19 protein-coding genes and 1 riboswitch are annotated in these 22,410 nt (G+C 35.6%); of the genes, 7 read left to right on the top strand and 12 right to left on the bottom strand.

Annotated elements, in window-relative coordinates; all coding sequences use genetic code 11:
- Positions 1 to 3: 3 nt before the first annotated feature.
- The 4 genes from F5ESL0230_RS07920 to F5ESL0230_RS07935 all read right to left on the bottom strand — a co-directional run bounded on the left by F5ESL0230_RS07920 (position 4) and on the right by F5ESL0230_RS07935 (position 5,240).
- Positions 4 to 309: a PTS sugar transporter subunit IIB gene (locus F5ESL0230_RS07920; RefSeq protein WP_122022314.1), complete on the bottom strand. Its 306-nt coding sequence runs from the start codon at positions 307 to 309 to the stop codon at positions 4 to 6.
- A 17-nt stretch (positions 310 to 326) separates the two neighbouring features.
- Positions 327 to 2,405 (bottom strand): PTS sugar transporter subunit IIA, encoded by a 2,079-nt coding sequence (locus F5ESL0230_RS07925; protein WP_158593077.1) that lies wholly within the window; start codon positions 2,403 to 2,405, stop codon positions 327 to 329.
- Between the two features lie 243 nt (positions 2,406 to 2,648).
- Positions 2,649 to 3,947: an adenylosuccinate lyase gene (gene purB, locus F5ESL0230_RS07930; protein ID WP_122022316.1), complete on the bottom strand. Its 1,299-nt coding sequence runs from the start codon at positions 3,945 to 3,947 to the stop codon at positions 2,649 to 2,651.
- Positions 3,948 to 3,950: 3 nt separating this feature from the next.
- On the bottom strand, positions 3,951 to 5,240 hold the full coding sequence (locus tag F5ESL0230_RS07935) for an adenylosuccinate synthase (protein ID WP_122022317.1): 1,290 nt from the start codon (positions 5,238 to 5,240) through the stop codon (positions 3,951 to 3,953).
- A gap of 192 nt (positions 5,241 to 5,432) precedes the next feature.
- Here F5ESL0230_RS07935 and F5ESL0230_RS07940 point away from each other — a divergent pair, with 192 nt between their 5' ends.
- Entirely contained in the window at positions 5,433 to 6,425 is a 993-nt protein-coding gene (locus F5ESL0230_RS07940) for a GMP reductase (protein ID WP_122022318.1), read from the top strand.
- 257 nt (positions 6,426 to 6,682) lie between these two features.
- Positions 6,683 to 7,681: a CAP domain-containing protein gene (locus F5ESL0230_RS08590; RefSeq protein WP_233551667.1), complete on the top strand. Its 999-nt coding sequence runs from the start codon at positions 6,683 to 6,685 to the stop codon at positions 7,679 to 7,681.
- Between the two features lie 51 nt (positions 7,682 to 7,732).
- On the opposite strand, the gene F5ESL0230_RS07950 is transcribed toward F5ESL0230_RS08590, so the two are convergent.
- From F5ESL0230_RS07950 to lysA, 7 genes are read right to left on the bottom strand one after another with little or no spacing between them, the layout of a single operon-like run.
- A complete protein-coding gene (locus F5ESL0230_RS07950; protein ID WP_122022319.1) occupies positions 7,733 to 8,797 on the bottom strand; it encodes an aspartate-semialdehyde dehydrogenase in 1,065 nt (354 codons plus the stop codon).
- A gap of 1 nt (position 8,798) precedes the next feature.
- Positions 8,799 to 9,980 (bottom strand): aminotransferase class I/II-fold pyridoxal phosphate-dependent enzyme, encoded by a 1,182-nt coding sequence (locus tag F5ESL0230_RS07955; RefSeq protein WP_122022320.1) that lies wholly within the window; start codon positions 9,978 to 9,980, stop codon positions 8,799 to 8,801.
- Between the two features lie 15 nt (positions 9,981 to 9,995).
- Positions 9,996 to 10,757 (bottom strand): 4-hydroxy-tetrahydrodipicolinate reductase, encoded by a 762-nt coding sequence (dapB, locus tag F5ESL0230_RS07960; RefSeq protein WP_122022321.1) that lies wholly within the window; start codon positions 10,755 to 10,757, stop codon positions 9,996 to 9,998.
- A gap of 10 nt (positions 10,758 to 10,767) precedes the next feature.
- Positions 10,768 to 11,679 carry a 4-hydroxy-tetrahydrodipicolinate synthase gene (gene dapA, locus F5ESL0230_RS07965; RefSeq protein WP_122022322.1) on the bottom strand — a complete coding sequence of 304 codons (912 nt, stop codon included), beginning with the start codon at positions 11,677 to 11,679 and terminating at the stop codon, positions 10,768 to 10,770.
- A gap of 22 nt (positions 11,680 to 11,701) precedes the next feature.
- Positions 11,702 to 12,841 carry an N-acetyldiaminopimelate deacetylase gene (locus F5ESL0230_RS07970; protein WP_122022323.1) on the bottom strand — a complete coding sequence of 380 codons (1,140 nt, stop codon included), beginning with the start codon at positions 12,839 to 12,841 and terminating at the stop codon, positions 11,702 to 11,704.
- A 4-nt stretch (positions 12,842 to 12,845) separates the two neighbouring features.
- Positions 12,846 to 13,556 carry a 2,3,4,5-tetrahydropyridine-2,6-dicarboxylate N-acetyltransferase gene (dapD, locus tag F5ESL0230_RS07975; protein WP_122022324.1) on the bottom strand — a complete coding sequence of 237 codons (711 nt, stop codon included), beginning with the start codon at positions 13,554 to 13,556 and terminating at the stop codon, positions 12,846 to 12,848.
- A gap of 18 nt (positions 13,557 to 13,574) precedes the next feature.
- Complete coding sequence (gene lysA / locus F5ESL0230_RS07980) at positions 13,575 to 14,870, bottom strand: diaminopimelate decarboxylase (RefSeq protein ID WP_122022325.1); 1,296 nt, start codon at positions 14,868 to 14,870, stop codon at positions 13,575 to 13,577.
- A gap of 89 nt (positions 14,871 to 14,959) precedes the next feature.
- Positions 14,960 to 15,136, bottom strand: a riboswitch (Lysine riboswitch).
- Between the two features lie 183 nt (positions 15,137 to 15,319).
- Between lysA and F5ESL0230_RS07985 the strand changes: the two genes are divergently transcribed.
- The 5 genes from F5ESL0230_RS07985 to F5ESL0230_RS08005 all read left to right on the top strand — a co-directional run bounded on the left by F5ESL0230_RS07985 (position 15,320) and on the right by F5ESL0230_RS08005 (position 20,847).
- Positions 15,320 to 16,672, top strand: coding sequence for an aspartate kinase (locus F5ESL0230_RS07985; RefSeq protein WP_122022326.1), 1,353 nt, complete (start codon positions 15,320 to 15,322; stop codon positions 16,670 to 16,672).
- 17 nt (positions 16,673 to 16,689) lie between these two features.
- Positions 16,690 to 17,670 (top strand): diaminopimelate epimerase, encoded by a 981-nt coding sequence (gene dapF, locus F5ESL0230_RS07990; RefSeq protein ID WP_122022327.1) that lies wholly within the window; start codon positions 16,690 to 16,692, stop codon positions 17,668 to 17,670.
- Between the two features lie 102 nt (positions 17,671 to 17,772).
- Positions 17,773 to 18,669 (top strand): alpha/beta hydrolase, encoded by an 897-nt coding sequence (locus F5ESL0230_RS07995; RefSeq protein WP_122022328.1) that lies wholly within the window; start codon positions 17,773 to 17,775, stop codon positions 18,667 to 18,669.
- A 75-nt stretch (positions 18,670 to 18,744) separates the two neighbouring features.
- The gene (locus F5ESL0230_RS08000) at positions 18,745 to 19,614 is read left to right on the top strand and encodes an AraC family transcriptional regulator (protein WP_122022329.1); all 870 of its coding nucleotides are present in this window, start codon (positions 18,745 to 18,747) and stop codon (positions 19,612 to 19,614) included.
- Between the two features lie 51 nt (positions 19,615 to 19,665).
- Entirely contained in the window at positions 19,666 to 20,847 is a 1,182-nt protein-coding gene (locus F5ESL0230_RS08005) for an MFS transporter (RefSeq protein WP_122022330.1), read from the top strand.
- A gap of 160 nt (positions 20,848 to 21,007) precedes the next feature.
- Here the strand turns inward: F5ESL0230_RS08005 and F5ESL0230_RS08010 are convergent, their stop codons facing one another.
- A complete protein-coding gene (locus F5ESL0230_RS08010) occupies positions 21,008 to 22,408 on the bottom strand; it encodes an APC family permease (RefSeq protein ID WP_122022331.1) in 1,401 nt (466 codons plus the stop codon).
- Between the last annotated feature and the right edge of the window lie 2 nt (positions 22,409 to 22,410).

The raw sequence follows: 22,410 nt of genomic DNA on the forward strand, positions 1-22,410 counted from the left end.
TACTTATTTTCCTGCCATTTGCTTTACAATCGGCAATACTTTTTTCTTAATTTCTTCTTTATCAACAATGTTATCTAAATAAACAATTTGCGTATGTGGATCAATTTGTGTATTGTCAAATTGAGACTTAAAATTACTTGCAGAAACAATTACATCAGCATTTAAAGAGGGTGCAGCTGATATTGAATCATGATTTGAATTGACATCAATCCCCGCTTCTTTAAAGGCATCATCTGCTTCCATTTGACAAGCTAAACTTGAACCTAATCCATTTCCACAAATAAAGAAAACACTTGGAACTTTGGCCATAATTGTTACCTCCCTGGTTATTTTGTTACTCCTAATAAAGTTTCTTTAAAACTTTGCTTATCATTCTTATCAAATAATTCTTCAATTTTATTTGGTTTATTAATTAAATTCACAATTGCTTTTAAAATATTTAAATGCGAATAACTATCAATTGCTGATAATACAAAAACTATCTTTACCGGATCATTAACTTCATTGCCAAAATCGATTGGTTTTTCCAACGATGCAACACTAACATCTAATTTTGAAACTCCATCTTCTGGTCTAGCATGAGCCAATGCAATTCCTGGGCCAATAACAATATAGGATCCAAATTTTTCAACCGATTCTTCCATTGCAGCAATATATTGATAACTAATAGAATGGCTATTTAAAAGAGGCTGACTAGTCTTTTCGATTGCTTCACGCCAATTAATAGCTTTAATATGGATTTGTATTTTTTCTTCAGTTAGTAAGTCTTGTAGCATCGGCTTCACCTCACTTTCTTTTATTTTAATTTGATACTTTGCAAGTATATTAATCAATTGATCCACTGTCTGTGCCGAAACATCGTGTTGGCTTTGTGACTCAATTAAAGAAATAATGTCTTTGATTAAATTACCAGTAGAATTATTATTCTGTCTCAGCAAAGACGTGTGTTGCTTAATATTCCTTTGAACCAGGAACTTCTTTAACTCTTGGTAATCATGTTGACTAGGTAGTGGCGGCATTTTAAAACTAGGCACAGAATTAGTCGGCTCATCAATGGTTTTAACAACAAAATCAATATTCAACTTTTTGAGTGAATTAATATCTTGTAGCCCTAAAACTGCAACCACCTCAACATTCATATTTCTAACAATATTAGCCGCCAGTAATTGACCAGTAGCCTCACCATAATTGCATAGAACGGCAATATAATAAAAATCCTGGTCCTTACTCTTTTCTTCATAATATGTGCTGAAATATACCGTAATGTAAGCCTTTTCGCCTTCTGAAACACTTTTGTTATAGTTAGTTCTAAAAAAATTAGCCACATCTTGATAAATCATGGAATAACTTGTTTTTAACATCTCTGTCAGTGGATTGAAAATTTCAATGTGATTGTCTTGCCTTTGCAAGAACGCAGAAATGTGATAGTTTAATTGTTCATATAGTTGTTCCGACTCATTGTAATTTATGTTTTCCACATCGCTCATGTAATCGATTATACGTAATGTGAGTAATTCTGATTCATTCCATTTATCAAGGCGGACTTCCTTTTCCCCCAAAAAGGTTTTAAGTAGAAAAACCATATAACTTAATTCATTTTTAGGAACAATTAAGTTAAACTTTTTTTGCAAATATTCGAGAGATTGCAAAAACTTTGTATCCTTTACTTCCCAGTTAAAAGCTTGACTATCATCTATATATTGCTTTTCTTGCACACGCTTAATCCAAATTGTCATTAAAATAGAAATTTCTGCTTCTCTTGCGGATACGCCTTCATAGCGACCACCATGTATTAATTGCTTAGCAACTTGGTTAGTTTCGCGCAAAATTTGCAGGTTTAAATAGCCTGCTATAATCTGATAACTATCACTTCCCTCAATGTTACTTTCTTTAGTTAGTTTTGAAATATCAATATTTTCAATAACTAATTGTTGAATCATTGTTCTAATATTTCTTTCGGCGCCTTCAATTTTAGCTCCTTGCTGTGTGCTTATAGTCAAGGAATATTGGGCAAGAAATTCTCTGACTTGTCTCATATCCTTGTCCATCGTACTTTTACTGACATGCAACTTCTCTTGCTCTTCATATATTTTTACCTGCTGCGGCGCCTTAAGAAAACTAACAATGATGTCCAACTGCCGTTTTTTGGGATCTAAAAATGGATCAGTGCCAATTTCTAAATGATGGAATAAATACTCTTTTTCTTTGGAATCAAGGTTAAAATATAGCTGACCACGCTTATTAGAAATTAGGGGGATTGCCAATTTACTTAGATACTGATTAATTTCATCAACATCATTTCTGATAGTTCTAGCTGAAACCTTTAAGACATGACTCAATTTATTAATTGCTAAATATTCTGTATCAAGCAGTTTACTTATTACTAATAACTGTCGGTCTTTCATATTCCTCACCTCAATTTTCATAATACGTCAGCGCTTACATTAAAAAAAGGGTTTATTAGTTCCACTTTAATTGGAAATTTTTGACACGTTGCACTTATTTTTTCCTAAAATTAATGAAATAATAAATACTTATACAAAAATGGATTCCTAAATTTAATAATTTAGGAATCCATTTAATATTTTTAGTTATCGTCTAATAGCTACAGCAAATAAACTAAGTTAAGGTACTTGTTTAGTTAATTACTATTTATCCAGTCCCAGCTTTTGAAAAATTTCATCGACATGACGTAAATGATAATGATAATCAAACGCATCGTTCACGTCTTCTTGTGAAAGATAATTCATAATTTGACTATCTTCAACTAGCTTTTTAAATGAAAGACCTTTATCCCAAGACTTAGCCGTCAATTTTTGCACCATGTCATAAGCTGTTTCACGTGATAATCCTGCTTCATCAATTAATTTAAGTAATAATCTTTGAGAATATATCAAGCCATAAGTTTTATCCATATTCTGACGCATAGTGTTGGGAAAAACATCCAGGTTAGTTAAGATACGATTGAATCTAGTTAGCATATAGTCAATGCCACTTGTTGCATCAGGTAAAATAATTCGCTCAGCACTAGAATGGGAGATATCACGTTCATGCCAAAGAGCAACATCTTCGTAAGCAGTAAGCATTTGCCCTCTTAAAACTCGAGCCATCCCACATAGATTTTCTGAACCAATCGGATTACGTTTATGTGGCATCGCCGAAGACCCCTTTTGACCAGCACGAAAATGTTCTTCAACTTCATGAATTTCTGATCTTTGTAAACCGCGTATTTCCGTGGCCCAATTTTCAATACTAGTTGCAATCAAGGCCAACGTTGCAATATATTCTGCATGTAAGTCACGTGGTAAAATTTGGCTTGTAATTGGTTGCTGCGTCAAATCTAACTGTTTTAAAACACTGGTCTCAACCGCAGGTAAAACATTAGCAAAAGTACCAACTGCACCAGAAATTTTCCCCGATTCAACGCCATGGGCAGCATGTTCAAAACGTTCAATATCTCGGTTAATTTCAGCATACCACCGTGCTAATTTTAAACCAAAAGTTGTCGGCTCAGCCTGAACCCCGTGAGTCCGTCCCATTTCAACTGTATTTTTATATTTAATAGCTTTTTGGGCAATTGTTTGCCGTAACAGTAGTAAATCTTGCCGGATCAATTCATCAGCTTGTTTTAAAAGGTAACCTTGAGCCGTATCTACTACATCAGTAGAGGTCAGCCCATAATGGACCCACTTTTTTTCTGGTCCAAGACTCTCGGAAACTGCCCGCGTAAAGGCAACCACATCATGATGAGTAACTTGTTCCAATTCATGCACTCGTTCAACAGTAAAATTAGCATTTTGAGCAATTTTAGTTGCCTCATTTTTAGGTATCGTACCAACTTCACTCCATGCATTAGTAGCAGCAATTTCTACCTTTAACCAGGCTGCATACTTGTTTTTAGTTGACCAAATTTTACCCATTTCTGGGCGTGTATAACGTTCTAACATAATTTATTTTTCCCAAGGATTTTGTAAAACAATAGTTTGTTCCCGCTCTGGTCCGACCGAGACTGTTACTAAAGGAACCCCCACCACTTCTGTTATCCGTTGCAAAAATTTTTGGGCATTTTCTGGCAAATCTTGCCAAGTTTTGACGTTGGTAATATCTTCTTGCCATGCTGGTAGCTCTTCATAAACTGGCTTGCAGCGCGCCAGTTCTTTTAAGCTTGCTGGATAATAGTCAATTTGCTTGCCGTCCAATTCATATGCAATAGCAATCTTAACTTTATCAAAGTCACTAAAAATATCTAATAAGTTCAAACTTAAGGCATTAATGCCCGCAACTCGCTTTGCATGACGCAAGGCAACTGCATCAAACCAGCCAATACGGCGTGGTCGACCAGTAACTGTACCATATTCATGCGCCGTTTCGCGAATACGATCACCAGTCTGGTCAAATAATTCGGTAGGAAATGGACCGGCTCCGACTCTTGTAGTGTAAGCCTTACATACACCAATTACGGTATCTAAACGATTAGCACCAACACCAATGCCACTAGTTAAACCACCTGAAATTGTATTTGAAGATGTTACAAAAGGATAGGTCCCTTCATCAAGATCAAGCATAATTCCTTGTGCTCCTTCAAAAAGGACTTTTTCATTTTGATTAAGTGCTTGATTGACTAAAACTGAGGTGTCAGTTACATATTTTTTAATTTTTTGTCCATATTCATAATAAGTAGCAAAAATATCATCAAAGTTAAGTTCTGGCTTGTGATAAATTTGCGTAAATAAGGCGTTCTTTTCCTTTAAATTAGCACTTAATTTTGTGGCAAAAGTATCTTTTTCAAGTAAATCACAGACGCGAATTCCAATTCTAGAAGCCTTATCCATATAGGCTGGACCAATTCCATTTTTAGTTGTACCAATTTTATTGGCTCCTTTTGATTCTTCTTGGTATTCATCTTGCTTAATATGATAGGGCATAATGACATGTGCACGGTTAGAAATTCGCAGTTTACCAGTATCAATGCCATTTTCAGTTAAATTTTCTAATTCTGCTAATAAAACTTCTGGATTAATAACTACCCCATTACCAATAATGGCTCCTTTATCTGCTGCAAAAATTCCGGACGGGAGTAAACGCATTTTAAAAGACTTATCATTAATTTCGATTGTATGTCCTGCATTATTGCCACCATTGGAACGAACTGCATATGAAGCTTCTTTACTTAGAAAATCCGTAATTTTCCCTTTTCCTTCATCGCCCCATTGACTACCAACTACTGCAATTGCTGTCATTTTTATCCACCTCATACAAAAATATACCAATATAACATGAATAGTTTAGCAATTTACTTTATGATAGTCAAATAAAAATACGAATTATTATAGATTATTCATTATAAATAGTTCGATTTTTAATTGACAAAATTAAATAAATTTATTATAGTTGCTTTGGTTAATAGATATTTATTTAGGAGCATATTTTTTATGAGTAATTATTTTAGCATAGAAGCCTTTGATTATGATGATATTCAGTTAGTACCAAATAAAGGAATCATCAAAAGTCGTCACGATGCTGATACTAGTGTTAAATTTGGAAACCGAACATTTAAAATACCAGTGGTTCCAGCAAATATGGAAAGTGTGATTAATGAAGATTTAGCAATCTGGCTCGCTAAAAATAACTACTATTATGTAATGCATCGCTTTCAACCAGAAAAGCGGCTTAGCTTTATTGAAATGATGCATCACATGGGCTTATTTGCATCTATTTCCGTGGGTATCAAAAAAGAAGAATATTCTTTTATTGATCAATTAGCTGAAAAAGATATTATCCCTGAATACATTACTATCGATGTCGCACATGGACATTCTAATTTTGTAATTGAAATGATTAAGTACATTAAAGCCAAATTACCAGATACCTTTTTGACTGCTGGTAATATTGCCACGCCTGAAGCTGTACGTGAACTAGAAAATGCTGGTGCTGATGCCACCAAAGTTGGCGTTGGACCTGGTCGAGCCTGTATCACCAAACTAAAGACTGGATTTGGAACTGGCGGTTGGCAACTAGCAGCGCTTAGAATGTGTAGTAAAGTTGCCAGCAAGCCAATCATTGCTGACGGCGGTATTCGTTATAATGGTGATATTGCCAAATCAATCCGCTTTGGCGCAACAATGGTCATGATTGGTTCAATGCTTGCTGGTCATGAAGAATCACCGGGCAATGTTATTAAAATTAATGGTAAAACATACAAACAATATTGGGGATCAGCTTCTGAAGTTCAAAAGGGCGCTTATCGTAACGTTGAAGGTAAGCAAATGCTAGTTCCGTTTCGCGGATCAATTACTAATACCTTGAAGGAAATGCAAGAAGATTTACAGTCCGCGATTTCTTATGCAGGTGGCAACAATCTTAATTCCATTAGATTAGTCGATTACGTTATTGTAAAAAATACAATTTTAAATGGCGATAAATAACTCTCAAAATATTTTTTTGATAAACTTTTATTTTAATGTGGTAATATAAAAAAAATTCCGTTAAAATAATATTTATCTCAGTATTGTTAGGTAGTCAGTACTGAGATTTTTTTTGCAGTTTTTAATTAAAATCTATAAATAACAACGTAGCAATAAAACCACCCTGCCAAAATTATACTTATATATGTTATTGTTTTCATTAAATTCATTTGCTAAAATATACACAACAAGTTTAAGTATAGAAAGATTTGACAGATATGAAAACTACAAAAAAAGCTTTAGAATTTTTAGCTGTTAATTTTATTTTTTTATTAACAATTGGATTAGTTGGCTTTACCCCGAAAGTAACTGCAGCTACCAAAAGTGACGTCAAGGCAAATGTAGCCAAAAAAGAAAATAAATATATAACTGATGAGCAAATTAAGAAGATATTTGATATACTAAAACCTTCATATGGTAAATATTTTGACGATTCAAAAACTAATAAGCAATCGAATAAAACTACCCCTTCTAAGTCAAAGAAAAATAAAACACCTAATAAAAAGCCAAAGCAAAATAACAATGCTACTACCTTTATGGACTTTCTTTCTACTAATAATTCACTGACTGCCGCCCAAAAAGCAGCTGCTAAAACAGCTGCTACTCTGCTCAGAACTGGTAAATTAGGTAATAAATCAGCTCCTGTTTGGTTTAAAACTTACGTTGACTTGAATAGCGCAAAAGATGCTACCAGCATTAGTAACATTCAGGCTACCCTTAAAAATTTGAGCAATGTTAATAAAGTACGCGCTCAGCTTAAAGAAAAACAATTAAGAATTTCGCCCATTTTAACCGCACTTTCAATGATTGATGCAGATTATCAAAAGCGTGGCACCTTAACTGAACCACAATATTATGAATATACGAATAATTTAGAAAACTTAGCTAGTGGAACTGATCCCGTCAAAAAATGGCTAAGTGAACAAGCTAATTGGAAAGCAAATGTCACTAAAACACCAAGCTTAGCACCTTACGAATTTTCTCCTAACTGGAAGAACAATAAATATGGATATGCCGTTTATGGCGCTAATGGTTATAAAGAGTCAGGGCATTATTTAAACTTAGTGAACAAGAATCATTGTATCATGGGCATGGCGCATATGATTCCAAACGGTAAGGGATATGTCGATGTTTTTAATGCTGCAGATACCGGAACCGCAAGTTCTTTAAAAGTTAGTGAGTATAAAAAATTAATCACTGAATGGCTACATAAGTAATTAAAAAAGCATTCATTTTAAAAATGAACGCTTTTTTAATACCATTTTTAGCTATATATTAGGGACTCTTACTAAATTTTTACGTACTAAACATTCCGCGATTTCAACTGTATTAGTCGCAGCTCCTCTTAATAAATTGTCGGCTACGACCCACATATGAAAAGCACCCAAGTTTTCCTGATCTGCTCGAATCCGACCAACGAAGGTCTCCCTCTTACCTGCAATCTGCAATGGTTGCGGATAAAGTTGTTTTTTAAAATCATCCTGTAAAATTAGCCCAGCTGTTTTTTGAATTTCAGCTTGGATTTCCTTAACCGTCACCTGTTTATCTTGCAGTATAAAATAAACCGCCTCGCCATGACCAATTTCTACTGGAACTCGAACACAAGTAGCCGTTACTTTAATTTGATTCGAATCTTGGTCATTAAACAAAATTTTTTTAGTTTCATGAATCATTTTCCATTCTTCATGAGTATAGCCATCAGCTTCAAAAATATCGATTTGGGGCAAAAGATTAAAAGCTAACGGATAGTGCTTCTTAGCTGCTGGAGTAGGTAAAATAGCCGCTGCCACCTGCTGATTGTCTAGCCTAGCTTGGGCCTGCCCCAGCATTTCATCCCAAGCTTTTTTACCTGCTCCTGATACTGCTTGATAGGTTGAAACTACAATCTGCTTGATACCCCAACATCTATGAAGCGGATATAATGCAGCAACCATTTGAATAGTAGAGCAGTTAGGATTGGCAACAATTCCTTGATGCTGGGCTAATTGCTGGTCATTGACACCTGGAATTACTAACGGGACGTTTTCTGCCATCCGAAAAGCACTAGTATTATCTACACAAACTGCTCCCCGTTTGACTGCTTCGGGTAATAATTTTTTCGAAATTGCTCCACCAGCAGATGATAAAACTATGTCAACGCCAGTAAAAGAATCTGGTTGCGCCTGCTCCACTACTATTTCTTGGTTCTTAAATTTTAGCCTTTTACCAACCGACTTTTTCGAAGCAAGTAACTTAACTTGTTTAATTGGGATATTTGCTTGAGCTAATTCTTTGATCAAGCGTTGGCCAACGGCACCAGTAGCCCCCAGAATTGCCACTACATACTCTTTCATTCTAATTCTCCTTAACTAAAAAATTTTGGATACGTAACATCGCAAGTTGTAACTCAGTCTCACTAGCTGCATAAGAAAAGCGAATGTACCCTTGACCTCCAACGCCAAAAGCACTACCAGGAGTACCACCAACTTTAGCTTGATCAGCTAAGTCCAAGGCAAATCTTAAATCATCTTTGCCGTACCGCTCAGGAATTTTCACAAAAACATAAAACGTACCTTCATTAGCTACTGTTTTTAAGCCCATTTTATTAAGACTTGATCGCACGTAGTCACGCCTGTGGCGATAAATTTCTCTTGCTATTACCGGATCCTGATCGCCATGTTCTAAGGCTTCAGTTGCTGCTGCTTGGGCTGGATTAGACGGTGCAGTTACCATAAAAGCATGCATTTTAGCAACTAAATTAATTATTTTTTTAGGCCCTGCTAGATAGCCAATCCGATAGCCAGTCATTGCATGTGATTTAGACAGACCATTAATTATTAAAGTACGTTCAGGCAAATAGCGAGCAATAGAAACATGTTGAAAATCATAAGTCAGTTCACTATAAATTTCATCAGCAATCACATAAAGATGGTAACGGGCAATGATTTTTGCTAAGCCTTTTAATTGTTCCTTTGAATATGTCCTTCCAGTTGGATTAGTTGGGTAATTCAATAAAATCGCTTTAGCCTGTGGATATTGTTGTAAAGTCTGTTCTAAAAGACTAGGAGTTAAAACAAAATCACTAGTCGCTGTATTAATCGGTATTAAATGAGCCTTAGTATATTTAATTAAGGGAAAATATAGTGCATATGATGGCGTAGGAACAATAATTTCATCTCCTGGTTGAAATAAAGATAGCATACTAGCTGCTATTGCTTCGGTAGCACCAACAGTGACAATAATTTCACTATTACAATCATAAATTAAGTTCTGTTTGCGCTTTAGGTAATTACTAATCGCTTGCCGCAACTCTAATGTACCTTTTTGCGCTGAATAATGGGAATCGTTAGTAATAATACTTTTAATTGCCGCTTGTTTAACATGTTCAGGTGTATCTAAATCTGGTTCACCTAAAGTTAACTTAATTAAATCAGGAATATCATTAATCTTTTGGGCAAATTCGCGAATACCCGACGGGGGAATTTTTTCAAGTGGCGTATTAATAATTTCAGCTAAATCAGCAGCTAATTGAGGCATTTTTTCTCCTTCTATTTATAATATTTTTTCTAAACCAACCACTAATTCTGGTAATTCCATAATATGTTCCAAAGCTAGCTTCACCCCTGACATAAAAGAAGACCGGTCAAAAGAATCTTGTCTAAGCGTAAGGGCTTCGCCTAATCCACCAAATAATACTTGTTCATGCGCAACATAGCCTGGCAGGCGAACTGAATGTATCGGAATCCCAGCATAATTTTCCCCTCTTGCTCTTGACTCATTGCTGCTATTTTGGTCAATTGCTTGCTCTTGGTTAGCAGCAATCAAACGCGCTGTAGCAATTGCCGTTGCCGAGGGTGCGTCTAATTTATCAGCATGATGCATTTCTATCACTTCTGCATCGGGAAAATAACGAGCAGCTTCTTGGGCAAATTTCATTAACAATACAGCAGATAAGCCAAAGTTAGGCGCAATCAGACCACCAATTTTTTGTTCCTGCGCCCTTTTTCGCAATTGCGTAATCTGCTCTGTCGTCAAGCCACTAGTACCAATCAGTGGACGTATCTGATGCTCAATCGCAAATTTAGTATTTTCAAAGACCGCCACTGGGGTCGTAAAGTCTATCCAAATATCAGCTATCAGGTTATTAATATCACTTAAACTTTTATAACATTTAACTGACTGCTTAAAATTTGAGTTACTCGCCATATTGGGCGCTAAAACAGCTACCAATTCACAGTCAGACTGATTTTCAATCAATTTCACTACTTGCTGCCCCATTGATCCGGTAGCACCAGCTACTATAATTTTCTTCATTAATCTTCTCCTAAATACTTGCCAGTGGATGTAACAAAGCAGTTTTATTCAAGCCCAAGCCTAAGGCTAGTTGCTGCTTTTCTTCATTATTTAATTCAACTATTGGTAGCCGACACCCACCGGCTGCTAGTCCTTGCGCAGTTAAAACTGCTTTAACTGGGGCTGGCGAAGGATACATAAATAAGGCTTGCATTTTAGGCATTAACTGTCGTTGTAATTTACCCGCTTCTGCTAAATTACCTTGCGCTAAATTGTCATACATTTGACGCATCGCTTTACCATAAATATGCGAAGCTACTGAAATCACACCTTGTGCACCCAAAGCTTTAGCCGCTAAAGCCTGTAAGTCTTCCCCTGTATAAACTAAAAAGTCATCATCAGTATGCTCAACTATGTATTCTAAGTCTTCTAAATTAGTGCATTGTTTAACGCCAATAATTTGTGAATTACGCGCTAAATCTACCAAAGTTTCTTTAGCAATCTTTATTCCCGTTCGACTCGGAATGTTATAAATTAATACTGGCAACTTAACTTGACTTGTAATAGCTTCAAAATGAGCTTTAATTCCCCGCTGATTAGGCTTGTTATAATAAGGAGCAACTACTAGGGCAGCATCAATTCCAGGTATCTGCGCCACCTCTTGCGTAAATTCGATTGCTTGAGCGGTATCATTACTGCCAGTGCCTGCAATCAGTGGTACCCGCTTATTAATTATCTGGGCAAAACGAGTATACAGTTCAATTTTTTCATCATGTGTCATTGTTGCTGCTTCGCCAGTTGTGCCTCCAATTACAAAACCTTTAGTACCCGTTTCAATTAAATGCTCCGTTAACTCTTCTAAGCCAGGATAATCAATCTTTCCCTGCCGATCAAACGGCGTAATTAGTGCTGTTAAAATGTCTGCGTGTGTCAAATCTATCATTGCAAGTGCTCCTTTTAATTACTTACATATGTTCCTGTAAAAAACCTATCATTGTTTTAACTCCAGTCATAATTGCTTTTTCTTGGGGGGAAAATGTTGCTGAATGCAGCTGTGAGGTATCTCCTACTCCCAACCAAAACATAGTTCCGGGAATTTTGGCTAATAAATAGCCAAAATCTTCTCCCGTCATTGCTGGTGGAGTTGCTTGATAGTTCACTTCGGGGTTTTTTTTCAGATAATCAATAAATTCAGTCGTAATTTCTGAATTATTTTCTACCGGCCAATAACCACCTTGATTAAATTCAATTTCTACTTTTGCCCCAAAGCTTTGCGCAATTCCTTGTGTAACATCTTGTAATCGTTGTTCAATTTGCTCAATCATTGTTTGAGTTAAACCGCGAATAGTTCCTTCTAATCTAGCATGACCAGCGATTGCATTCCTAATTTTCCCCGCTCGTAGCTTGCCAATAGTAATTACGCCACCTTCAATTGGGTCAATGCTACGTGAAACAATCGTCTGAATTTGCCCAATCATAGCAGCTGCTGCAACAACCATATCATTACCCCTTTGGGGATAGGCCGCATGCCCATCTTGACCATAAAGATCAATATTTACTTCAGCTGCCCCAGCAAATAAAGTTCCTAAACAACAGCCAATTGTGCCCACCGGTAAATCCGGAGTAACATGCAAGGCAAAAAATTCATCTGGGCGCCATTGACCGGTAAAAATTCCTTGTTCATAAGCAAGTTTACCGCCATTTTTACTCTCTTCTGCTGGTTGAAAAAAAAATAATAAATTATCTTGAGGTTGATGCTCGCTATAATAACTTAAAATTCCTAAAGCTACCGTCATATGTATGTCATGGCCACATGCATGCATCTGACCCGGATTTTGTGAAGAAAAGGACAGGGCTGTTTTTTCTTGAATCGGTAAAGCATCAATATCGGCCCGATAACCAATTGTTTTTTTAGGATTGCTGCCTTGAACATGGACTAATAATGCTGTGGGCATTGCTGGACAAGTTTTAATTTGTAAATATTGCTGGTTAAAGCGGCTGATTATCTTAGCTAAATATGCTTGCGTTTTAAATTCCTGTAGAGCCACTTCAGGAATTTGATGTAAGTTACGTCTTATCTCATTTAGTTCATTTACTGATAGCATAAAATCACAACCTTCTTAAATCTGCTTCAATCTTTGTTTTAGCAGTAGTTTTTTGTGTTTTTTGTTTAATGATTTTTGCAGGAACGCCCGCAACGACTGCATTTTCTGGTACGTCCTTAGTCACCACAGCTCCGGCTGCAATTACTGCATTATCGCCAATTTTAACCCCCTCTAAAACAACCGCATTAGCTCCAACTAACACGCCATTTCCCACTCTAACTGGTTGGGCAGATGCTGGTTCTATAACACCAGCTAGGACTGCTCCAGCCCCAATGTGACTATTTGCTCCCACAATTGCGCGGCCCCCTAAAACAGCATTCATATCAATCATGGTTCCAGAACCCACTTGCGCTCCAATATTAATTACCGCGCCCATCATAATCACTGCATTATCACCAATACTTACTTGCTCTCTTATTAAAGCTCCAGGCTCAATTCGAGCAGAGATATTTTTTAAATCTAATAGTGGAATAGCGGAATTACGACTGGCATTTTCTACTTGATAATCAGTAATCAAATCAGCATTATCTCTTAAAAAAGGAGCAATTTCTTGCCAATCGCCAAAAACAACTCCCATATGACCTTCAATAAAAGTTTTTACTTTATCAGGCCAGGTCAATTTATCTAGTTCACCTTTAAGATAAATTTTAACTGCAGTTTGCTTAGGTGCTTGAGCAATAAAATCAATTATTTCGCTTGCTGACATATTCTCCATACTAAAATCTCCTTTTACCTAATAAAAACAATCATGACTAACTAAATCAGCATAAGTCTCCCGCCTAATTACTTCTTGAGCATGTCCAGCTTCTGCAAAAATCACTGCTGGACGCGGTACACGATTATAATTAGATGCCATACTATAGCCATAAGCACCAGTAGCTAAGACTGCCACTACATCACCTGCTTCAACTTGTGGCAAGGAAGCTTGCTTAATCAAAATATCACCAGATTCACAATAGCGACCAGCTAGGTGCACTACCTGCTTGGGTTCAGCTTGTGGACAGCGCGCTAGTACTGTCTCATACTCAGCTTGATAAAGCGCCGGTCTGATATTATCACCCATACCACCATCTACCGTTATATACGGCATAAGGCCAGGAACTGTTTTACTTGAGCCAATCGTATATAAGCTGTAGCCTGCTTGGCCTACAATTGAGCGTCCCGGTTCAATCCAAATTTCAGGCAGTTCCAAGTGATATTTTTGCGCATAAGCACGCATTGTCTGGACAATTTCTTTAATAAAGATGTCCGGTGCTAAAACTTGATCTTGCGCGGTGTAACGGATACCAAAGCCGCCACCTAAATTTAAAATTTGTGGTTGATAAGCATATTTTTGGGCCCACTCATGTATTAAATGCATGAGCTTTTTTACTTCTAATTTAAAACCGCCTACCGCTAAAATTTGTGAACCAATGTGAGCATGAATACCAATTAATTTCAATTGTTTATTAGCTTGTACTTTAAGCAATGCTTGTTCAGCTTGACCCGAAGAAATATCAAACCCAAATTTGCTATCTTCTTGACCTGTCTGTACATATTGATGAGTATGAGCTGTAATACCGGGCGTTACCCTAAGCATAACTGACACACGCTTAGACGTATTATTCAGAATCTGCTCAAGTAGTTCAATTTCATGAAAATTATCAAGAATAATTACACCAACTTGATTTTCAACAGCCAATGCTAATTCTTCTTTAGTTTTATTATTGCCATGAAAACTGATTCTATCTGTCGGAAAATTTGCTTTAAGCGCGGTATACAATTCCCCCCCAGAAACCACATCAATATGTCCTTTTAACTGATTAATCAGTTGATACATAGCGATGGCAGAGAAAGCTTTACTAGCATAACTTATTACGGAATTTACTTTTAGGTTGGTAAAAGCTTGCTGAAATGCTTGAAATTGTTGCCTAATTTGGGCAACATCATAGACTACTAATGGCGTACCATAATTTTTAGCTAGCTCTAAAGCATCAACCCCACCAATTATTAAATGTCCTTGGTTATTGGTTTGGTAATAATTATTCATGCGTAAAATCCTCTCTATGTAAAAAGGACTCTTTTGTGCGCACAGTACACAAAAGAGTCCTCAGATTGAAATTATAATTGGATTCAATTTTGGCCGATAGCGCTCCGCAAACTTACATTTGCGACAGTCCGTAATCTATTAAATTACGTCCCAGCTAATTAATCACTGCAATAATTAATGCTTCGGCAACTTCCCCTTTTACTAGTTTCATTGTTTATGCAGAAACTCGGCTAGCTACTCATGTTAGTTGCAACCTCTTCGATTCAACCTCTTCGATTTATTAAGAATATTATTATTAATTAATATTAATGTCAATACATTTCAGCAAGATTTAATATTTAAAAATATAATTAGCAATTAACTAAGTCATTGTTGCATATTTAAATTAGAATGTTAAAATGCAAAACTAATAAAACTAAAATTAATTTAATTTAAGAAAGGGATTAGGAATGAAAGTCGTTAAATTTGGTGGTAGTTCGCTAGCTAATGGAACACAATTTCAAAAAGTTATTAATATTATCAAGGCCGATCCTGCACGTAAAATTATTATTACCTCTGCTCCTGGTAAAAGATTTGCTGATGATTTTAAAGTAACAGATTTATTAATAAAATATGCTAAACAATATTTAACCAAAAAAAATTATCAGCCTGTAATTAAAGAAATTTGGGCAAGATACCAAGAAATAGCAGCTTATTTTAAAATAACACCTGCCTTACTACAACCGCTAAAACAGCAACTATTTGATTTACCAAAAAATAATTATCGTAATTCTGATTTTCTAATTGCTGCTTTTAAAGCTCAAGGAGAAAAATTAAGTGCTGAGTTATTAGCCTTAATTTTGCAACAAGAAAAGCTACCAGCCCACTTTTTAGATCCTCAAAATATTAAATTCATGGTCACTGATAGTGCCAATGATGCTCAAATCTTACCTCAGACCTATCACAATTTATATGAATGGCATCACACTAATCAATTATTAATTTTTCCAGGCTTTTATGGTATTACAAAAAAAGGGGATATTGCCACTTTTTCTCGTGGTGGTTCAGACATTACTGGAGCAATTTGGGCGCGTGGAGTACAAGCCGATTTATACGAGAATTTTACTGATGTTAATGCAATCTATGCAGCCGACCCCCATATTGTTAATAATCCTTGCGCTATTAAAGTTATGACTTATCGCGAATTAAGAGAATTATCCTATGCTGGATTTTCTGTCTTTCATGATGAAGCTCTTATACCAGCCATTCAAGGTCAAATACCAATTAATGTTAAAAATACTAATTATCCCGAATTACCTGGGACTAAAATTGTACCCGCAAAAAATTTCCTAGCACAAAATATAGTTACAGGCGTAGCTAGTTCTAATCATTTTGCCGCTTTATACTTACATAAATATTTATTGAATAAAGAATTGGGTTTTACGCTTAAATTACTCCAAATATTTTACAAGTTTAAAATTTCATACGAGCATATGCCTTCTGGAATTGATGATTTAACGGTTATTTTTGATAAACGGCAATTTACAGCAGCAATTCAGCAAAATATGTGTGATGAAATCCAAAAAGTTCTAAAACCTGACTATCTTGAATGGATTGATGATTATGCCATCATTATGGTAGTGGGAGAAGGAATGCGAAATAAAATTGGCGCCATGAGAAGCATTACTGCACCATTAGCCAAAAAGAAGGTTGCAATCCATATGATTAATCAAGGTGCTTCGCGTATATCAATCATGTTAGGCACTAAAAAAGCTGATGCCCCGATAGCCGTTAAACAAATTTATCAACAATTTTTCAATTAATTTCCGGAGGAGTAAAAATGGTACAACTATTAAAGGTTCATGGTTCACAAAATAGCTTTTTTTTACTTGATCAAACACAACTTAATCAAGCATTTACCCAACTGGAACTAGTCAATTTAACAAAGCAATTAACTAATTCGCACAATCTTTTAAATGGGGCTGATGGTCTTTTAGTCGTGAGCCCATCTTCTCAACCTAGTGCTTGTGGCAAAATGCAGGTAATTAACGCTGACGGTTCTATTGCCTCAATGTGTGGCAATGGATTACGAACAGTCGGGCGCTATTTAGCAGAAAAATATCAGCAGCAAAATTTAATCGTCGAAACTGCCCAAGCTAATTTAAGAGTTAGTTGTCAGCCAGATTGGGCACCACACGTCAAAGCAGTTAGTGTGGAAATTAGCCCGGTTAGTTTTCAGCAGCAAGACTTACCCTTCAGCAATTTAGGCAAAAAAGAGCTAATTAATCAACCCGTTCCCGAATTTGCTGCTAACTTGAAATTTACGGCAGTTGCTGTTCCTAATCCTCATCTGATTAGCATAGTATCAGCCGATCTGATGCAAACAGATTTATTAAAACAATTGGGAACCCAGCTTAATCGATCTAATCCTTATTTCCCTGATGGCGTTAATGTTAGTTTTGCCCAAATTATTAATCCTCAACGCCTTTTTGTCCGCACCTTTGAACGTGGCGTTGGTTTTACCAATGCCTGCGGAACTGGCATGTCGGCAGCTAGTCTAATTCATGCCCTAACTTATCCCCAAAACTGCCTGTTTAATAACCTAATTACTGTCACTAATCCAGGAGGCTTTGTACAAACTATTGTTCATCAGGATAATAATCATTATTGGATTGAACTAATTGGTAATGCCACTTTTACTCACTACATCGAAGTTGCTGAAAATGAGCTGCATCAAAATGTAATTGATTTTACTAAATTTAAAGTTAAATCGACAGTTGAAAATCAGGCGTATCAAGAATTTATTACTAAACATTCTTGATTAAATTTATTACTATTTGCCATTTTAAAGTGCCTTTATGCACTTTTTTTTTGCTTGCAATGGATTAAAATTAAATAAAGCGATTTCATAAAGGAGTAAAAAATGACTGAACCAGACTATCAAAAATTAGTTAATAAAATGCGTACTGAATTTAAACAAGGAGATGATAAACGCGATGCAGGATTACCAACACAAATTCCTGAAGTTGAGCGCTTTGACAATCTATCCTACGGGGTCGTACCGCAATTTCAGTCGCTTGATGTTTATCTACCCAAAAAAAGAACCGACCAAAAATTGCCTGTAATTGTTAATATCCATGGTGGCGGTTGGGTTTATGGTACAAAAGAAACATATCAATTCTACTGTCTTGCTTTAGCTAAAGCGGGCTTTGCCGTAGTCAACGCCAATTATCGTTTAGCGCCCGATGTAGTCTATCCTGGTGAACTTGATGATCTAAATTTAGTTTTTCATTGGATAGCAGACAGTACAAATGCCAACAACTACCAGTTTGATCTTAATAATGTCTTCATTGTCGGCGACAGTGCTGGCGGACAGATGGCAGAACAGATTTTAGCAATTTATACTAATAATGAGTATCGTAAATATTTTGGCTATGCTTTACCCAATCTAACCATTAAAGCAGCCGCACTAAATTGTGGTCTGTACTTTTTAACAGAAACTAACTTAATAGTTGGTGCCCCAGAAGCTTACTTTCGTCCAGAAATTCGTTTAACTAAGCATGATCAATTGAACGTAGAACGCTACTTAACTCAAGCGTTACCACCAATTTTTTTAATGACTAGTAATGGCGATTTTTTACGAAACAGTGCCTTTACACTTTCTGGGTATCTATCTGCTAAAAATATTTTTCATGAAATGCATTTCTATGGTGATACTGACCATCTGCGTGGACATGTATTTCACATTAATCAAAAAGATGATTTAGCCAGACAATGCAATTTAGACGAATTAAACTTTTTCCGAAAATACATAAATTAATGCATGAGCAAGCTAACGAAATAATGGTTGACATAGGAGCTAAGTGTTTAATCATTTTTTATAAAGGTAGAAAATATGAACACTGATATACACGAATTAGTCCAACTAGATAAATTACCAATTTATATTAAAGTGCATCAAAAGCCAGGAAAAACTGAAGTTCCACCTCATTGGCATCAAAGCATTGAATTAAGCTTTACCATGAGAGGTAAAATTGATCATTTTATAATTGAAGGTCTAGATTACCAAACACACCCAGGTGAAATTCTAGTTATTAATACACAAATCGTTCACAGTATACAAAACATTAACAATAAACAAACAGATTTGATGTTAACGATACTTTTCCCTTATTCACTAGTTTTGAGTATGTTTCCCGAAATAAATCATTATCTGATTGTTTTAAAAAATGTATCAGAGTTAGCATTTAATCAGCTAAGCCAGTATTACCGCCTACAAACTCTGCTTAGTCAAATGATAACCATCAGTTTAAATAATAGTGACACATTTAAAAATTTAGAACTAACTATCCTGAGCTACCAAGTTCTCGAAATTTTACTCAAATATTTCCTAGAGCCGCGAGATAATAACAGTCGTCTATCTGATAACTTAATTATTACTGGTCATTTACGTAATGCATTAGATTTTATTCAAACTCATTATCAAGAACAAATTTCACTACAAGACATTGCAGATAATTGCCATTTAGCACGCCAATATCTACAAAAAATTTTTAGGCAAAATATGGGGATTACTTTAGGAAAATATCTTAAAAAATATCGAGCACAAAAAGCTTATCATGAACTTTGTAATACCTCCCATACATTAACTACTATTGCAAGCAATACTGGTTTTAGCGGCGTCCGCTCAATGAATCGAGCACTAGTTGCTAATTATGGAAAAACAAGTATGCAAATAAAAAGAGTTACTCAACGCCATATCTAAGTTACTAAAAATCAAAATAACAGTGTATCTATTTTAGAAAAGAGGAATTATATGAAAAAAGCAAATCCCCAATCTGGATTATTCAAGATTGCCCTATTATCAATTTCACTATTATTAATGATTGCTCCCCAAATTTCACCAGTATTGCCTTTAATGTATTCGTCCTTTCCTACTATTTCTAGAGCCGGCGTCGAAACCTTAAGTACTATTCCTAATATTGGAATTGTTATCGGCTTAATACTAAGCCCATTTTTAATAAGACTAGTTGGCAGTAAACCGACAATTATATCTGGATTATTAATTATTTTATTAGCAGGTACTTATCCTATATACTCTACAAATTATTACATGATTCTAATTTCCCGTTTCTTATTAGGTTTAGGCATTGGTTTATTTAATTCATTAGCGGTTAGCCTATTAGCAAAATTTTATCAGGGTAATGAATTATCAACCATGCTAGGATTTCAAAATTCAATGGGAAGCATTGGTGCGGCACTTTTTTCATTCTGTGTAGGATGTTTAGCTGGACAGGGTTGGCACACTACATTTTTAATTTATTTAGCTGCATTACCAATTTTAGTTTTATTCAGTTGGTTAGTGCCACTGCCTCGTGAGCAAAATCAGATAGCTGCATCACAAAATCAGATGACTAAAAATGATAATAGATTAAATATTCAGGTAATAAAAATTGCTTTACTAATGTTTTTTATGTACATCTTCTTCATGCCAATGACTTTTAAATTACCACAATTAGCAATTAGTCAAAAAATAGCTGATGTTAGTCAAGTTGCTTTTGTTTCTTCAATGATAACTCTTATCGGCATTCCGGTCGGGTTAGCTTATGGCTATTTAAAAAAGAAATTGCAAGATTTGATTTTACCAATTGGTTTATTTTTACAAGTTGTTGGCTTATTAGCAATTGCTTTTTCAGCAAATCTTCTAATGTTAATATTTGCTGCTATTGTCTTAGGTACCGGATTTGGTCTATCGGTTCCCTATATCTTCAACTGGCTAGGTAATGTTGCCCCCAAAAACTCAATTAATTTTGCAACAACGATTACTTTAATTTTAGTTAATATAGGTTGTGCTGTTTCACCAACAATTATTAATTGGCTAGGTAATACTCTAGGTAATGGATCCGCACGTACCGATATAATAATTGCTAGTTTAGGTATGACAATCTTATTTTGTTATAGTGGCGTTCATTATCTACAAACTAAAAATAAGCATTAGTTATTAGGTACTAACGGTTTAACTAATAACAACAGTTAATTACTTTCTAAAATATATTTTATGAGTCCACAATAAATACCCCCTTTGAGCTACTACTCTCAAAGGGGGTATATTGTAATTAAAGATAAGATTATTTAATTACATAATATTTATCTATAAATTACTGTTGCCGCCGTTCTTTTCTGGAAAACCAGAACATAAATAATGGTAAAATAACAAAACCAAAAATCATCATCAAGATTGCGTACCAATTAATCCCGATAACTTTTCCATTTGCAATAATACCAAACTGTGCTTGCCAATTATAATTAATCAATAAGAAGATAACTAAGATAATTGATAAAACAGGCACAATAATGTCAGTTAAAAGATTTTTAGCAGCAGGTAAAATTGCCTCTTTATTTTTACCATAATAAAAACAAATAACGGCCAATGGAACAATGATAAAACCCAGAAAACGTACCATGGCGCTCAAGGTAATTAAGTTGCCCATATTATATTGAAAAGCCAACGGTACTAAAAGAGCTAAAGCTGCGGAAATGAAAAATGTTCTAATTGGAAAATTATTTTGCGTTCTTTTAGTCAACGAGATTGGTAATTGATGTTCACGGGCCATGGCCTCTAAAATGCGGGGCGCATTGAAACTAGATGCGACATTAATACCCAACATTGAAATTAAGGCACCTACTAAAATTACATCTCGTAAAATTTCATTATTAAAGATTGCACTAATTGCAACTACCTGATTAGTCGTCATCAGTGCTCGCGGATTCAGTACCATCGCTACCGCTACAACGCCAATGTAAATTGCTGCAATCACAAAAATTGCCAAGGGAATCGCCCGTGGTAGATTTTTTTCGGGTGCTTGCATATCGTCTGAACCTGAAGCAACTGATTCAAACCCGGTAAAAGCATAAAAAGCAGATACAATTGCCATTACAAAACTAGTGGTTGTTAATGTTGGGACAATTTTTTGACCATTTTGTGTAATTTGATCAACTTCTGCTAAATTATGGGATGCACCACTTGTGATCAAGAGTGTCACACCTGCAACGATAATCAAAACTAAAGCAGCTAACTTTCCAGCTGTAGCAAGATTCATTACAAATTTAACAAATTTTTGCCCGAATATATTAATGACCGTAATTGCTACCATCAAAATTACAAAGCCAAGGGTCACTGCACTAATATTATCTGGATTGCCACCAAAAATAGAAATAGCTGATTTAATTACCCCTACTGCCATTACGCCCCAAGCAACACTAGCCGAAAAATAACGTAAAATACCAACATAAAAGCCAATGTTATCCCCAAATGCTGCTTTAGCATAGGCATATGATGCCCCCGATTTGGTCACATACTTAGCCGCTGCCGAAAATGAAATAGCTAAAATTGCCGCAAAAGTTGCCGCAATCAAATAAATAAGTAATGCCTTACTACCTGCTTGTTTAACCACACTGCCTGGCGTTAAAAAAATACCTGAACCAATAATTGAATTAATTGCTAAAAAAACAATTGACCAAAAGCCTAATTTATCATTTACAGTTTTATTTCCTTGCATCC

The sequence above is a fragment of the Lactobacillus sp. ESL0230 genome, assembly GCF_003692805.1.
GTDB classification, from domain to species: domain Bacteria; phylum Bacillota; class Bacilli; order Lactobacillales; family Lactobacillaceae; genus Lactobacillus; species Lactobacillus bombicola.